This is a genomic window from Streptomyces sp. CNH189, assembly GCF_000527195.1.
On the sequence record NZ_AZUS01000005.1, the window covers coordinates 238543 to 251413 of the forward strand.

Consider the following 12871-nt stretch of genomic DNA (forward strand, 5'->3'; position numbering starts at 1 on the left):
ACGATTCCCTCACACGGCGAACCCGGGAGTGACCCTCGGTCGACGGACGGTGACGCGGAGGTGAATTGCGGGGTCCCGTCCGACCGGTGCGGGAGGGAAACGTACGATCGACGACCGTGCAAGGTTCGGAGAACTCTTCCCGTCGCGGCCGTCGCTCCTCCACCATGGGCGGCATGCCACTCAACGACATGCCGTGGTGGCGCTGGCGCAGCAATGTGCGCTCCGCGCTGCACATGCTCTCCGACCCCGGCTTCCAGCGGGACGTCTGGCTGGCCGGCGTGCCCGGCTACGGCGACGTCACCGACGCCGTGTACCGGCTGGTCGAGGACACCTGGCTGGACAACTGGTCCGCGGAGAAGTACGTCGGCACGATCTTCCGCGACTCGCAGGAGGCCGCGCTCGTCGACACCGCGGTGCTGCGCGTGCTGCGGATCATGCACCAGGTCGGCCCGGACGCCCAGGTGACCGCGTACCTGGAGCACGAGGGCTGGCCGGAGGCGGTCCGCGCGGCGCGCGACGCGCACGTACGGATGGCAGCGAGCGACGGCGACGACCCGGACGCGCCGCCCAGCACGCTCGAGGTGCTGCGCATCCTGACCCGGTCCGCGTAGCGGAACGGCAGGCCGGGCGCGGGCCCGGGTGTGCGACCCTTTCCCCCATGAGCGAGCAGTCCACCCGAGCCGCGGCCCCGGCCGACCAGTACGTCCTCACGCTGTTCTGTCCCGACAAGCAGGGCATCGTGCACGCCGTGTCCAGCTACCTGTTCATGACCGGCTGCAACATCGAGGACAGCCAGCAGTTCGGCGACCACGACACGGGTCTGTTCTTCATGCGCGTCCACTTCTCCGCCGAGGCGCCGGTCACCGTGGAGAAGCTGCGGGCGAGCTTCGCGGCCATCGGTGACTCCTTCCAGATGGACTGGCGGATCAACCGGGCCGACGAGAAGATGCGCATCCTGCTCATGGTCAGCAGGTTCGGGCACTGCCTGAACGACCTGCTGTTCCGCGCGCGGACCGGCGCTCTGCCGGTGGAGATCGCCGGTGTGGTGTCCAATCACACCGACTTCGCCGAGCTGGTGGCCTCCTACAACATCCCCTTCCACCACATCCCGGTGACGAGGGACACCAAGCAGGAGGCGGAGGCACGGCTGCTGGAGATCGTGCGCGAGGACGAGGTCGAACTCGTCGTCCTCGCCCGCTACATGCAGGTGCTCTCCGACGACCTGTGCAAGCAGTTGTCGGGGCGGATCATCAACATCCACCACTCCTTCCTGCCGAGCTTCAAGGGTGCGAAGCCGTATCACCAGGCGCACGCGCGGGGTGTGAAGCTGATCGGGGCGACCGCTCATTACGTCACCGCGGATCTGGACGAGGGGCCGATCATCGAGCAGGAGGTCGAGCGGGTGTCGCACGACGTCACGCCCGATCAGCTGGTCGCCGTCGGGCGGGACGTGGAGTGCCAGGCGCTGGCGCGGGCGGTGAAGTGGCACGCCGAGCGGAGGATCCTGCTGAACGGCCGCCGGACCGTGGTGTTCGCCTAGGAGGCGGCCCCTTCTCGCCGTCGGCGGCCGCTGGTGCGGCGTGGTGGCTCGCGCAGTTCCCCGCGCCTCTTCGGGGCACGGTCACTCTTGCCGTCGGCGGCTGCGGGCGCGAACGGCCCACGACGGCCCGCAGCCGCCGACGAAGCACAAGGCGTCCTTACATACGGCTCAGGCTCGCCGCGGCGAACAGGACATCCCTGATCGCCTCGCGGTCCCCCTCCTGCCCGGCGGCAGCCTCAGGCGGAGGCACATGCCCCGCCGCCAGCCGGCAGAACTCCGCCCCGTCCAGCGCGACATGCGCAACCTCGTGCTCCGCCGACCCCTTCGCCGCCGGCGAGTCCAGCGGGATCAGCCACTCCCCGCCGCCGGAACCCTCGATCTCCAGGCGCAGGCTGCGTCCCGGCTCCCCGGCCGACACGAGCCGGCGTTCCACAGGAGCGGCCAGCCCGTGGTGGCGGCGGTTCTCCAGGACCACCGGCAGCAGCCGGGCCGCGAGGTCCACCATGGTGTGCAGGTGCCGTCCGGAGGGCGGGTCGTAGGGGTAGTCCACCGCCTCGGCGATGTCCTCCGCGTGCACCCAGCACTCGAAGGCCCGGTCCAGCATGGCGTCGTGCAGCGGCAGCGCGAAGTCGCCGTAGGGGACCGTCATGCGGCCGGTGTCGCTGCCGGTGAAGGAGACCGTGCGGATCAGCCGGTGGCTCTGCTCCCGCCAGGGGCCGCGGACGGCCCGGGTGGGCGGGAAGCGTGCGGCGTGCCAGTAGGCCTCGGTGCGGTCCGACGGCGTGGGGCGGGCGGGCCGGACGTCGCCGAGCGGGTCCTCCAGGCCCAGGGCGACCGCGACCAGCCCGTCGACGGTCAGCAGATGGGCGATGACCCCGGCGACCGTGGTGCGGCGGGTGCTCGCCTCGTCGCCCTCGTACCAGCGCAGCCGGACCGGCGCGTGCCACTCGGAGTCCCCGAAGTCCTGGAGCAGCGCGTCGAGCCGGGCCGTCTCGGCGTCGTAGGCGGTGGCCCACTCGGGGACCGGGATGCGCGGCGGGCGCCGCTCCAGGCAGGTCTCCAGGACGCGGGCGCGCAGCGCCGGGTCCAGGTCGAGGCTTTCGGGCCGGTGGAGCAGGCCGACCGCCTCGCGCAGCCGCAGCGCCTCGTCCGCGCAGGGCCCGCAGTCGCCGAGGTGCTCCTCGACGGCCTCCGCCTCGGCCGGTGCGCAGGCGGCCAGCGCCCAGGCGCCCAGCAGCGACTTCAGCACATGGTGCTCCGGCCCCGGGGGCGGACCGCCCGTCCCGGAGGCGAGGGGCCCGCGGTCGTCGTACGGCTCGGGGCGGCGCCCGCTCACGCGGCACCTCCGATACCGGGCGGGGCGCCCGGCGCCTCGGTGTCGTGGGCGGTGGCCAGCAACTGCAGGCCCAGGCGCAGCCGGCGGCGCGCCTCCTCGTCGGTGACGCCCAGGTCGGCGGCGGTCTGCCGGTAGTCGCGGCGCTGGAAGTACGCCAGTTCCAGCGCGGCCCGCAGCGGTGCGGGCATGGACTGGACGATGTAGTCGGCGCGGGCGGCCACCGTGGCGTGCCGCACCTTGCGCTCCAGGTCCTCGGTGGTGCCGGGGCCGCCCCGGGCGAGCGCGGCGGTCCCGGCGGTGCGCAGCCGCTGCACGGCCAGCCGGTTGGTCAGGGCGGCGAGCCAGCTGCGCAGGGGGCCTTGCCGGGGATCGTAGGAGTCGGGGTGCTGCCAGACGTGCGCGAAGACGTCGCGGGTGACGCCGTCGGCGGCGTGTTCGTCACCGAGGACGCGGTGGGCGAGACCGTGCACCAGGGAGGCGAAGCGGTCGTAGAGCTCGCCGAGGGCGGCCGCCTCCCCACGGGCGAGCCGCTGCTGCATCTTGCGGTCCCAGCGGGGCGGTGCGTCCCTTTTCGGCATGCGGCCCCTCACCCCCTGTTCGTCCCCCGGGCCCCCGGGGTGGTCGGTGCCCGGGTCCGGTGTGTGACCGGCGACGCCACGAATGTAGTCGCCACGGACGCGCGTGCACGCCCCTTTGTGGCAATGTGCGCCCCTCGCGAAGCCCTCCGTGGTAAGAGGCCGCCGGTGCAGGTCGGTTGCCGTACGGATCACACCTTCCCTCCCGTGAGTCGATCGGAACCGACCGAATCAGATCGAAGGCGACCAAAACAAGCCCTTTCTGTTCGGTAACCGTTTCTGGGGCCGTGTTTCAGGGAACGGCCGGTGGGCAGCCGCGCTGCAAGGAAGCGTAGGTATTGCTTCCGTTTCGGCGAGCGAGGGGCGTGGTGGTGACCTTCAAAGTGACCGACCAGGAGAACGGCTCATGGGCCGTCCTCCGGGTCTCCGGCGAGCTCGACCTGGTGACCTCCCCGGTGCTGCGGCAGCGGGTGCACGACGTGGTGGCCGAGGGGCGGCACGCGCTCGTCCTCGACCTCTCCGAGGTGTGGTTCTGCGATTCCAGCGGGGTGGGCGTGCTCATAGCCTCCCGCCGGCTGCTGCGCTCCTGCCAGGGCCGGCTGCGGCTGATCCTCCCGGCGCGGGGCGCCGCCGACGGCAGCCACGTCAACAAGGTGCTCGGCGCGCTGGGTGTGCGCCGCCTGTTCGAGATCCACCCGGACGTCTCCTCCGCCGTCGACGAGGACGCCCGCCCGCTCTCGGCCTGAGCCGCCCGCCGTTCACCCCGCCCGCGCGTGGTCCCCCTCACATGTGTCACACGCGTGTCCCGTTGTTCCCCCGGTCTTGGTCCAAGCACCGCTTTCCGGCTCCCCCCTGCCCCCTCACCACGTACGCTCCCAGCGAGACGACCCTCCGACCTAAGGCGGCCTGAAGAAGACATGGTCACCAGCGAGTACGAGCGCAGGATCGCGGCCCGCTTCGCCGGCTTCGACCAGGACGGCAACGGCTACATCGACCGCGAGGACTTCAGCTCCGCGGCCAAGGCGCTGCTCGCCGAGTTCGACACCGCGGCCCGTTCCGACCGGGGCCAGGCCCTGTACGTCGGGGCCGAGGCGTTCTGGCAGGGCATGGCCGGCATCGCCGACCGGGACGGCGACCAGCGCATCACCCGCGAGGAGTTCGTGAACGGCGCGGTCAAACGGCTGCGCGACAACCCCGAGCGCTTCGCCGAGATCGCCCGCCCCTTCCTGCACGCGGCGCTCGCCGTCGCCGACAGCGCCGGGGACGGCACGGTCGGCGTGGACAACACCGCGCGCGTGCTCACGGTGCTGGGGGTCGCCGGGAACCTCGCCGGGCAGGTCGCCGGCGCGCTGGACAGGGACGGGGACGGCCGGATCGGCGAGGAGGAGATCGTCTCCGCGTTCGCCCGCTACTTCACCGTGCCCGAGTGACGCACCGGACATCCGTGTCACGGATCGTGGCATTCTCCTGATCACGGAGCGTCGGGAGCGGAGTCCGTCCGACGGGTTCCCCGTCACCGCCCGGAGTCGGAGGCCGGCTCCGGTAGCTTGTGTGGGATGCGAGTCGTTGTGAGCGCGCATCGCGGCCGGGCCGCCCCGTGGGCGGCGGCCCTCCGGCCGGTTCTCGCGGGTGCCCGCCGGGTGACCGGGCCGTCCGTGGCCGTCCGTTCGACTCCCCGTGGCGAGCGTCGCACAGTATGCCGCACGGGTACTCCTTCGCGCTGGAATATGCCCGAAGCGCTTGTTGAGGTGACTCAACGTCAACCATGCTGTGCCGTAGGGGAGTCACCCACTGTGATCCCTTTCCTGGCCGTTGTTCTGGGCATGCAGAAAATGGCTAGGATCGTGGCCCTCGTGAGGCGCGAGTCCAAGTGTCCGCCGGTTCGGATGGTGTGAGCGGTGCAGGTGCTTCAAGTGCAGCTGGAGATCCGGCCCGACCCCGCTGAGGTGGGGCGGGCCCGGCGCTGGGCCCGTTCACGGCTGGCCGGGTCCGGCATAGGGGTGGACGAGCCGCTGGCCGAGACGCTGATCCTGCTCGTCTCCGAGCTGGTCACCAACGCCGTGGTGCACACCGGCTGTCCGGCCGTCCTGAGGCTGTCCCTGCCCGGGCAGGACGCGGCCGAGGAGGTCACCGTCCGGCTGGAGGTCGCCGACCGCAGCGGCCGGGCGCCGGTGCCGCGCTGCGTGGACGGCGACGCGACCGGCGGGCGTGGACTGGCCCTCGTCGACGGCCTCGCCGACCGCTGGGGCTGGAGCACCGAGGGCACCGGCAAGCGCATCTGGTGCGAACTGGACCGCTGCGGCACGGCGTCCGGGCCCGGCACGCCCTGCGGGGGCAGCGCGGCGACGTACGGCGGGCTGGCGTACGAGGCGGTCTGAGAGCGCCCCCGGCCCGGGGTTGCCGCGCCGCCGGGAGAGCACGGGGGCACAGGGCGACTGCCGCGCGGTGCCGTGTGTGATCCGGTGCGCCGGGTGTGCTCCCGTGCGCCGAGCCGACGAACAGGGCAATTACGGCGAGTCGAGCATGGCTACCCGAAACGGTGTTGACGTGTCGTGACGAGGTGATCACGCTGGGCGTCAGCGATGCGCAGCGAGGGGACGGCGAGGGCCCTGACGGGAGTCCTCGACGAGTGCGGGTCGTGATCCGGCGTCTGCTCCCGGGGCCGGGGGATCCGCGGGAGCGCCGGAACCGAAGAGCGGTGCGGCGCTGCCGTGCTCGGGGCGCACAGCGCCGCACCGCCACCGCCGTCGTCCGCCCGCTTGTCCACAGCCTGTGGACAAGCGGGCGGGTCCGCGTGGCTCAGGCTCCGACGCGGACCGCCGACGCTTCCTCCTGGTGTTCCGCGGCCGCGTGGAAGGTGCGGCGGTAGGCCGTGGGCGTCACGCCGAGCGCCGCCTGGAGATGGGCCCGCATCGACTGCGCCGTGCCGAAGCCCGACTCGCGGGCCACCTGGTCCACCGTCAGGTCGGTGGTTTCCAACAAGTGGCGTGCCCGTTCCACCCGTTGACGGGTCAGCCACTGCCCCGGACTGACCCCGGTCTCCTCGCGGAAGCGGCGGGTGAAGGTGCGCACCGACATCGACTCCCGCTCGGCCATGTCGCGCAGCTGGATCGGCTCGTGCAGCCGGCCCAGCGCCCAGGCGCGGGCGCCGCTGGTGGACGCCTGCTGCGGATCGGGGACCGGCCGCTGGATGTACTGCGCCTGCCCGCCGTCGCGGTGCGGCGGCACCACCGTGCGCCGGGCCACGTCGTTGGCGACGGCGGCGCCGTGGTCGCACCGCACCATGTGCAGACACAGGTCGATCCCGGCCGCGACGCCCGCCGAGGTCAGGATGTCGCCGTCGTCGACGAACAGCACGTCCGGGTCGACGTCGATGCGCGGGAACAGCCGCTGCAGGCGCTCCGCGTCGGCCCAGTGGGTGGTGGCGCGGCGCCCGTCCAGACGGCCGGCGGCGGCGAGGACGTACACCCCGGTGCAGATGGAGGCGATGCGGGCGGACGGCGGGATGCGGCCGAGCGCGGCGGCCAGTTCGTCCGTCAGCTCGCCCCGCTCGAAGACCGGACCCCGCTCGTAGCAGGCGGGGATGATCACCGTGTCGGCGGTGGCCAGGACCTCGGGGCCGTGCGGCACGTGAAACGTGAAGTCGGCGTCCGTCTCGACCGGGCCGGGCGGCCGGACCGAGCAGGTGACCACCTCGTACAGGGGGCGCCCCCGCTCGTCCCGGGGGCGGCCGAAGACGCGGTGCGGGATGCCCAGTTCGAACGGCAGCAGGCCGTCGAGGGCGAGGACGACCACGCGGTGCGGCCCGCGTCCGGCGGGGTGGGGCGGCGGCTCGACGGGTTCCGTGCGCATGGCCCGATCCTAGCGAATGCTGTCTTCCGGGCCACTCGTTGAAGGGGACATGCTTCCCCGAAGCTGTACCGCGTGACCTCGACCAGCAAGACCGCCGCCGTCGGGCCGCCCGCGAGCGGCCGCAAGCCGACCCGCCTCCGGGTGCACCGCGCCTGGTTCGTCGCCGCCGTCACCTTCGTGACGATCATCGGTGCCGCCGCCTTCCGCGCCGTACCGGGCCTGTTCATCGACCCGCTGAACGAGGAGTTCGGCTGGTCGCGCGGCACCATCGGCGCCGCGGTCTCCGTCAACCTGGCGCTGTACGGGCTCACCGCCCCGTTCGCGGCGGCGCTGATGGACCGCTACGGCATCCGCCGGGTCGTCGCGGTCGCCCTGACGGTGATCGCGGTGGGCTCCGGCACCACCGTGTGGATGAGCGCCGCCTGGCAGCTGATGCTCTGCTGGGGCCTGCTGGTGGGCCTCGGCTCCGGCTCCATGGCGCTCGCCTTCGCCGCCACCGTCACCAACCGCTGGTTCACCGAGCGGCGCGGTCTGGTCAGCGGCATCCTCACCGCCGCGTCCGCCTCCGGACAGCTGATCTTCCTGCCCCTGCTGTCCTGGATCGTCGACCGGTACTCCTGGCGGCCGGCGGCCGTGACGGTGGCGCTCGCCGCGCTCGCGGTGGTGCCGTTCGTCTGGCTGCTGCTGCACGACCACCCGGCCGACGTGGGCCAGAAGCCGTACGGCGCCAAGGAGTTCGTGCCCAAGCCGGCGCCGGTGCCCGGTGCCGCCCGGCGCACGCTGACCGTGCTGGCCACCGCCGCCCGCACCGGCCCCTTCTGGCTGCTCGCCGGCACGTTCGCGATCTGCGGCGCCTCCACCAACGGGCTGATCCAGACCCACTTCGTGCCCGCCTCGCACGACCACGGCATGCCGATCACCACCGCCGCGTCCCTGCTCGCCGTCATCGGCGTCTTCGACGTGGTCGGCACGGTGGCCTCCGGCTGGTTCACCGACCGCTTCGACGCGCGGCGCCTGCTGGCCGTCTACTACGCGCTGCGCGGCATCTCCCTGCTCTTCCTGCCGCTGCTGCTCGCGCCGTCCGTGCACCCGCCGATGCTGCTGTTCATCGTCTTCTACGGCCTCGACTGGGTCGCCACCGTGCCGCCCACCCTCGCGCTGTGCCGCGAGCACTACGGCGACGACAGCCCCATCGTGTTCGGCTGGGTGCTGGCGTCCCACCAGGTGGGGGCCGCCGTCGTGGCCTTCGTCGGCGGCCTCGCCCGGGACGCGTTCGGCTCGTACGACGTGATGTGGCTGGGCTCGGGCGCCCTGTGCGCGGCGGCGGCCCTGATGGCCCTGGTCATCCGCAAGCGGCCGGCCGCGTGACGGAGGCGCCTGCGGTACGCCGGTACTGACGGGTGGCACCCGCACGGGCCCGCGTGGGCAGCCGCGCCGTGCGGGCAGCACGGGGGCGGGGGGCCGTGCCGGCCAGGTGGGCTCGTACCAGCGCGGCGGGTTCGCGGCGGCCCGCTGAGGGGGGTCCGTCCGCCGTGGTCACGCCCCCGGCAGCCGGGACGCCCGTCCGGTGCGGGCTATCGCGCGGGCGATGCGGTGGGCGTCGAGGGACAGTTCTCTGAGGTTGCCGCTGATCGGGTTGGTGAAGCCGGTGAAGTAGAGGCCCGGGGCGCCGTCCGGGGTGCGGGCGCCGTGGACCACGGGTCTGCCCCGGTCGTCGAGCACGCCGAGGCCGCCCACCAGGCCCTCCAGGCCGCGTTCGTAACCGGTGGCCGCGACGACCGCGTCCGGTGTGATCCGCTCGCCGTCGGCGAGCAGCACCCGGTCCTCCTCGAAGCCCTCGACGGCGGCCACCACCTCCACCGTCCCCTCGCGCACGGCGTCGATCAGGCCGACGTCCTGCACCGGGATGGCACCCTCCCGCACCCGCGTGTAGAGGCCGGCCTCCGGGCGGGGCAGGCCCCGGTCGGACAGGTCCGGCAGTGCGATCCGTGCCTGGACCCGGCTGATCCGGTCCACCAGGCCCACCGGCAGCCGGCGCACCAGCACCCCGGAGTACTGCGCGGGCCAGCCCGCGGTCGAACGGCGCACGATGTGCGGCGGGGTGCGCACCGCGAGCCGCACCCGGGAGGCGCCCCCCTCCACCAGGTCCACGGCGATCTCGGCGCCCGTGTTGCCGACGCCCACCACCAGCACGTCCCGCCCGGCGAAGGGCTTCGCGTTGCGATAGGCCGACGCGTGCAGGAACTCGCCGGTGTACGTGCCCCGGCCGGGCCAGTCGGGGACGCGCGGGGTGTGGTTGAAGCCCGTGGCGACGACGACCGCCGCGCCGGTCAGCTCCCGCCCGCCCGTGGCGTGCAGCAGCCAGCCACCGCCGTCGGGGGTGCGCTCGACCCGGGACACCTCGACGCCGGTGACGATCTCCAGACCGTGGTGCTCGGCGTACTTCTCCAGGTAGCGGACCACGTCGTCGCGGGACGGCCAGCGCCCGAAACGGCGGGGCATCGCCAGGCCGGGCAGGGCCGACAGCCGCCGGGTGGTGTGCAGGTGCAGCCGGTCGTAGTGGCGGCGCCAGGAGTCGCCGACGCGTCCGGACCGCTCCAGCACGACGGCCCGTACCCCGCGCTCGCGCAGGGCGTACGCGACGGACAGTCCGCCCGGGCCGCCGCCGACGACGTAGACGGGGCGGTCAGTCCGGTGGGGCGCGGTGGGCTGCGCGGACGTGGTGGAGTCGGCCATGACCGCGAGCGTAATCCGGCACATGCTTGATGGGTCTCGGTCAAGACCGGAATTGGTTGCGGAATGATCACATGGTTTCACCGCGATCGCGGGCTTGAATGTCCTCATGGCTTCTCGACAGCGCACCCGACCCCGCCTGCCGACCGAACTCCGCGGCCACGGCCTGCTCCTGCGCCCCTGGGACCCGGCGTCCGACGACGACGCCGGGACGTGGCTGCGCGGCACCACCGACCCGGAGTTCCGGCGCTGGAACACCCCACTGCGTCCGGTTGCCGACCTGACCGGCGCCCGGGAGTCGCTGCGCACCCGGGCCGCCCTGGCCGCGGAGGGCGGCACCGTCTCCTTCCGCGTCGCGGACGAGGCCGGCAACACACCGCTGGGGCACATCGGCATCGAGGACATACGCCCGGTCATGGGCGTCGGCCGGGTCGGCTACTGGGTGCTGCCCGAGGCCCGCGGCCGGGGCGTGGCCACCCGCGCGCTGCTGCTCACCGCGCACTGGGCGCTGACCGGACTCGGCCTGCACCGGCTGGAGCTGGGCCACGCCGTGGGGCACGAGGCGTCCTGCCGGATCGCGGAGCGGTGCGGTTTCCGGCACGAGGGGACGTTGCGCGGGGCGATGTTCGCCGCCGACCGCCACGACGCCTTCCGCGACGTCCACCTGCACGCCCGCCTCGCCACCGACCCGCCCCCCGAGGGGCCGACGGGACCTACGGGACCCACGGGGCCGGGAACCGCGGAGGGCTCCTGACCGGCGCCGCGCACGCCCGGAGCGGTTCCCCGATCCGGCCGTGCGCGCCCGCTCACGGCCAGAGCAGCTCCCTGGTCCAGCCGTCGGCGGTGCGGCGGTAGCGCAGGCGGGTGTGGCGGCGCCGCGGGTCACCCTGGAAGAACTCGGCCTCCTCCGGGCGCAGCCGGTACAGCGTCCAGGACGGCGCCGGCGTCCCCGGCTCCCGCCGCGCCCGCTCCCAGGCGTCCTCCGAGGCCCCGGTCAGCTCCTCGACCGAGCCGAGGACCTCGCTCTGCCTGCCGGTCAGGGCGGAGGCCAGCGCCCCGGTGGAGCGGGCGTGCAGGTCCGCCTGCGCCTCCTCGGCCGGCGCCGTCCCGACGGACCCGCGCACCCGCACCTGACGGCCCAGCACCGGCCAGTAGAAGGCGAGGGCGGCCTGCGGGCGGGCGGCGAGCTGCCCGCCCTTGCGGCTGTGCGCGTGCGTCGCGAACGACCAGCCCCGCTCGTCCGCGCCGTGCAGCATCACGATCCGTACGTCCGGCAGGCCGTCCGCGTCCGCCGTCGCCAGCGACATGGTGTGCGGCTCCGGCTGCCCGGCCGCCGCGGCCTCCGCCAGCCACCGCGCGAACAGCGGCAGCGGCTCGGCGGGGGCGCCCTCCGGGTCGAAGGGGCGCAGGTCGGTGACCGCCGGGTCCCACACCCGCAGGGACCGCAGCAGCTCGTGGAGATCAGGTTCCATGCGGCGATTGTCGGCCCCCGGCGCCCGGGCCGACGCGAGGGCCACACCCCGGACGTGCCTAGATCGAGCCGAGGTCCGACGACACCCACCGCTCGGGACGCATCCGTACGACGACCTGCTCGCCGTGGTCCTTCCACGCGAACTCGACGTAGCCGTCGACCTTCTCGGCCGGCAGGTAGCGGGCGGAGATCTCCCGCAGCAGCTCGACCGTGGCGGGGGAGGTGTCGACGACCGGGCCCTCGACGGACACGTAGCGGATCGTCGGCTCGACCCGCTCCACCAGCAGGGAGAACCGTCCCGCGGCCTGCAGCAGCCGGTTCTTGCGCGAGTGCCGGCCGGTGAGGATCCACACGTCCCCGCCGGGCGCGTACTGGTACCAGAGGGGCACGGTGAGCGGGGCGCGCCCGTGGCCCGCGTCGACCGCGAAGGCGGCCACGCGCGGCTCGGACAGGAACTGCTCACGCTCTTCGGGGGTCAGGACCATGGCGGGTTCCTCCTGCGGCGTCGGGACGTGCGCTGTCACCTGGGTCTGCGGCCGGCCGGTACAACACCGGCCGCGCGGAGTCGTGTTCCGCGCGCCGCACCCCCACCATCGGAACCGGACAGGCCCGGGACACGCGACAGGCGGCGGTCCACCGGAGTGAACCACCGCCCGGATGACAGGACGTGCGAGGTCGCGTGGAGGGCCGGGCCGTGGGGCGGCTACTTGGTCGGCTTGCGGCCGGTGACCCCCAGGTGCACCAGCAGCGCCAGGTTCGGCTTGATGTCGGCCTGCTTGACGCCCCGCGAGGAGAAACCTTTCTGGTGCGAGGCGACGGCCGCCAGCATGGCGACCAGGGACCCGGCGACCGCGCCGGGGTTGACGTCCTTGTCGATCCGTCCCTTGGCCTGGAGCTCGGTGACGGACTCCGCGAGCGAGGACTCCACCGCGCTGAGGACCTTCACGCGAATCTTGGAGAAACGTTTGTCCCCTTCGGCGGCGCCGAGATCCACCACACGCAGGATCGCGTCGTTGTGCCGCCAGAAGTCCAGGAATCCGGCGACCAGTTCCTGCGCCGTCTGCCAGCCGGCCCGCCCGCTCCAGGAGCGCCCCTCGACCAGTTCGGTCAGGGAGCCGCTCTCGGCGGCCATGGTCTCGGCCAGCTCCAGGACGGCGCCCTCGACGTCCGGGAAGTACTGGTAGAAGGTGGCCGGCGAGGTCCCCGCGCGGCGGGCGACGTCGATGACCTTGACATCCCGGTACGGGGACGAGCTGAGCATCTCGCTGAGGCAGTCGAGCAGCTTCTGCCGGGTCTCCTGCCCACGCCGGCCGGCCACGCGGCCGTCGACGGTACGCACTTGTCCTGTCATGCCGTCAGCTTAC

General features: G+C 73.4%; 14 protein-coding genes. 7 read left to right on the plus strand and 7 right to left on the minus strand.

The window, feature by feature from the left end; genetic code table 11:
- Nucleotides 1-164: 164 nt before the first annotated feature.
- Both B100_RS0109745 and purU read left to right on the plus strand, forming a co-directional pair.
- Nucleotides 165-611, plus strand: coding sequence for an SCO4402 family protein (locus B100_RS0109745; protein ID WP_024884252.1), 447 nt, complete (start codon nt 165-167; stop codon nt 609-611).
- Nucleotides 612-658: 47 nt separating this feature from the next.
- The gene (gene purU / locus B100_RS0109750) at nt 659-1540 is read left to right on the plus strand and encodes a formyltetrahydrofolate deformylase (RefSeq protein ID WP_024884253.1); all 882 of its coding nucleotides are present in this window, start codon (nt 659-661) and stop codon (nt 1538-1540) included.
- Between the two features lie 157 nt (nt 1541-1697).
- Here purU and B100_RS0109755 read toward each other — a convergent pair whose 3' ends face one another.
- A complete protein-coding gene (locus B100_RS0109755) occupies nt 1698-2876 on the minus strand; it encodes a maleylpyruvate isomerase N-terminal domain-containing protein (RefSeq protein ID WP_024884254.1) in 1179 nt (392 codons plus the stop codon).
- Complete coding sequence (locus tag B100_RS0109760) at nt 2873-3454, minus strand: sigma-70 family RNA polymerase sigma factor (RefSeq protein ID WP_024884255.1); 582 nt, start codon at nt 3452-3454, stop codon at nt 2873-2875. The genes B100_RS0109755 and B100_RS0109760 overlap by 4 nt, the downstream gene beginning before the upstream one ends.
- 362 nt (nt 3455-3816) lie before the next feature.
- Here B100_RS0109760 and B100_RS0109765 point away from each other — a divergent pair, with 362 nt between their 5' ends.
- The 3 genes from B100_RS0109765 (at nt 3817) to B100_RS0109775 (ending at nt 5829) form a co-directional block, all read left to right on the plus strand.
- Nucleotides 3817-4197 (plus strand): STAS domain-containing protein, encoded by a 381-nt coding sequence (locus B100_RS0109765; protein ID WP_024884256.1) that lies wholly within the window; start codon nt 3817-3819, stop codon nt 4195-4197.
- A gap of 171 nt (nt 4198-4368) precedes the next feature.
- Complete coding sequence (locus tag B100_RS0109770; protein WP_024884257.1) at nt 4369-4881, plus strand: EF-hand domain-containing protein; 513 nt, start codon at nt 4369-4371, stop codon at nt 4879-4881.
- Nucleotides 4882-5364: 483 nt separating this feature from the next.
- A complete protein-coding gene (locus tag B100_RS0109775) occupies nt 5365-5829 on the plus strand; it encodes an ATP-binding protein (protein WP_024884258.1) in 465 nt (154 codons plus the stop codon).
- Nucleotides 5830-6250: 421 nt separating this feature from the next.
- Here the strand turns inward: B100_RS0109775 and B100_RS0109780 are convergent, their stop codons facing one another.
- Complete coding sequence (locus B100_RS0109780; protein ID WP_024884259.1) at nt 6251-7303, minus strand: helix-turn-helix domain-containing protein; 1053 nt, start codon at nt 7301-7303, stop codon at nt 6251-6253.
- 72 nt (nt 7304-7375) lie between these two features.
- Between B100_RS0109780 and B100_RS0109785 the strand changes: the two genes are divergently transcribed.
- The gene (locus tag B100_RS0109785; RefSeq protein ID WP_024884260.1) at nt 7376-8671 is read left to right on the plus strand and encodes an MFS transporter; all 1296 of its coding nucleotides are present in this window, start codon (nt 7376-7378) and stop codon (nt 8669-8671) included.
- Nucleotides 8672-8839: 168 nt separating this feature from the next.
- Here B100_RS0109785 and B100_RS0109790 read toward each other — a convergent pair whose 3' ends face one another.
- The gene (locus B100_RS0109790; protein ID WP_024884261.1) at nt 8840-10039 is read right to left on the minus strand and encodes a flavin-containing monooxygenase; all 1200 of its coding nucleotides are present in this window, start codon (nt 10037-10039) and stop codon (nt 8840-8842) included.
- A 106-nt stretch (nt 10040-10145) separates the two neighbouring features.
- Here B100_RS0109790 and B100_RS0109795 point away from each other — a divergent pair, with 106 nt between their 5' ends.
- Nucleotides 10146-10790, plus strand: coding sequence for a GNAT family N-acetyltransferase (locus B100_RS0109795; RefSeq protein WP_024884262.1), 645 nt, complete (start codon nt 10146-10148; stop codon nt 10788-10790).
- A 52-nt stretch (nt 10791-10842) separates the two neighbouring features.
- Here the strand turns inward: B100_RS0109795 and B100_RS0109800 are convergent, their stop codons facing one another.
- From B100_RS0109800 to B100_RS0109810, 3 genes are all read right to left on the minus strand, one after another.
- A complete protein-coding gene (locus B100_RS0109800) occupies nt 10843-11508 on the minus strand; it encodes a pyridoxal 5'-phosphate synthase (RefSeq protein WP_024884263.1) in 666 nt (221 codons plus the stop codon).
- 58 nt (nt 11509-11566) lie between these two features.
- Nucleotides 11567-11992, minus strand: a complete 426-nt coding sequence (locus B100_RS0109805) for a pyridoxamine 5'-phosphate oxidase family protein (protein ID WP_024884264.1) — start codon at nt 11990-11992, stop codon at nt 11567-11569.
- 218 nt (nt 11993-12210) lie between these two features.
- The gene (locus B100_RS0109810) at nt 12211-12846 is read right to left on the minus strand and encodes a TetR/AcrR family transcriptional regulator (RefSeq protein ID WP_024884265.1); all 636 of its coding nucleotides are present in this window, start codon (nt 12844-12846) and stop codon (nt 12211-12213) included.
- Between the last annotated feature and the right edge of the window lie 25 nt (nt 12847-12871).

Excerpts from the sequence above, each read along its gene's own strand:
- B100_RS0109745 (WP_024884252.1), top strand. The coding sequence starts at position 165 with ATGGGCGGCATGCCACTCAACGACATGCCGTGGTGGCGCTGGCGCAGC.
- B100_RS0109795 (WP_024884262.1), top strand. The coding sequence starts at position 10,146 with ATGGCTTCTCGACAGCGCACCCGACCCCGCCTGCCGACCGAACTCCGC.
- B100_RS0109800 (WP_024884263.1), bottom strand. The coding sequence starts at position 11,508 with ATGGAACCTGATCTCCACGAGCTGCTGCGGTCCCTGCGGGTGTGGGAC.
- B100_RS0109760 (WP_024884255.1), bottom strand. The coding sequence starts at position 3,454 with ATGCCGAAAAGGGACGCACCGCCCCGCTGGGACCGCAAGATGCAGCAG.
- B100_RS0109790 (WP_024884261.1), bottom strand. The coding sequence starts at position 10,039 with ATGGCCGACTCCACCACGTCCGCGCAGCCCACCGCGCCCCACCGGACT.
- B100_RS0109780 (WP_024884259.1), bottom strand. The coding sequence starts at position 7,303 with ATGCGCACGGAACCCGTCGAGCCGCCGCCCCACCCCGCCGGACGCGGG.
- B100_RS0109805 (WP_024884264.1), bottom strand. The coding sequence starts at position 11,992 with ATGGTCCTGACCCCCGAAGAGCGTGAGCAGTTCCTGTCCGAGCCGCGC.
- purU (WP_024884253.1), top strand. The coding sequence starts at position 659 with ATGAGCGAGCAGTCCACCCGAGCCGCGGCCCCGGCCGACCAGTACGTC.
- B100_RS0109770 (WP_024884257.1), top strand. The coding sequence starts at position 4,369 with ATGGTCACCAGCGAGTACGAGCGCAGGATCGCGGCCCGCTTCGCCGGC.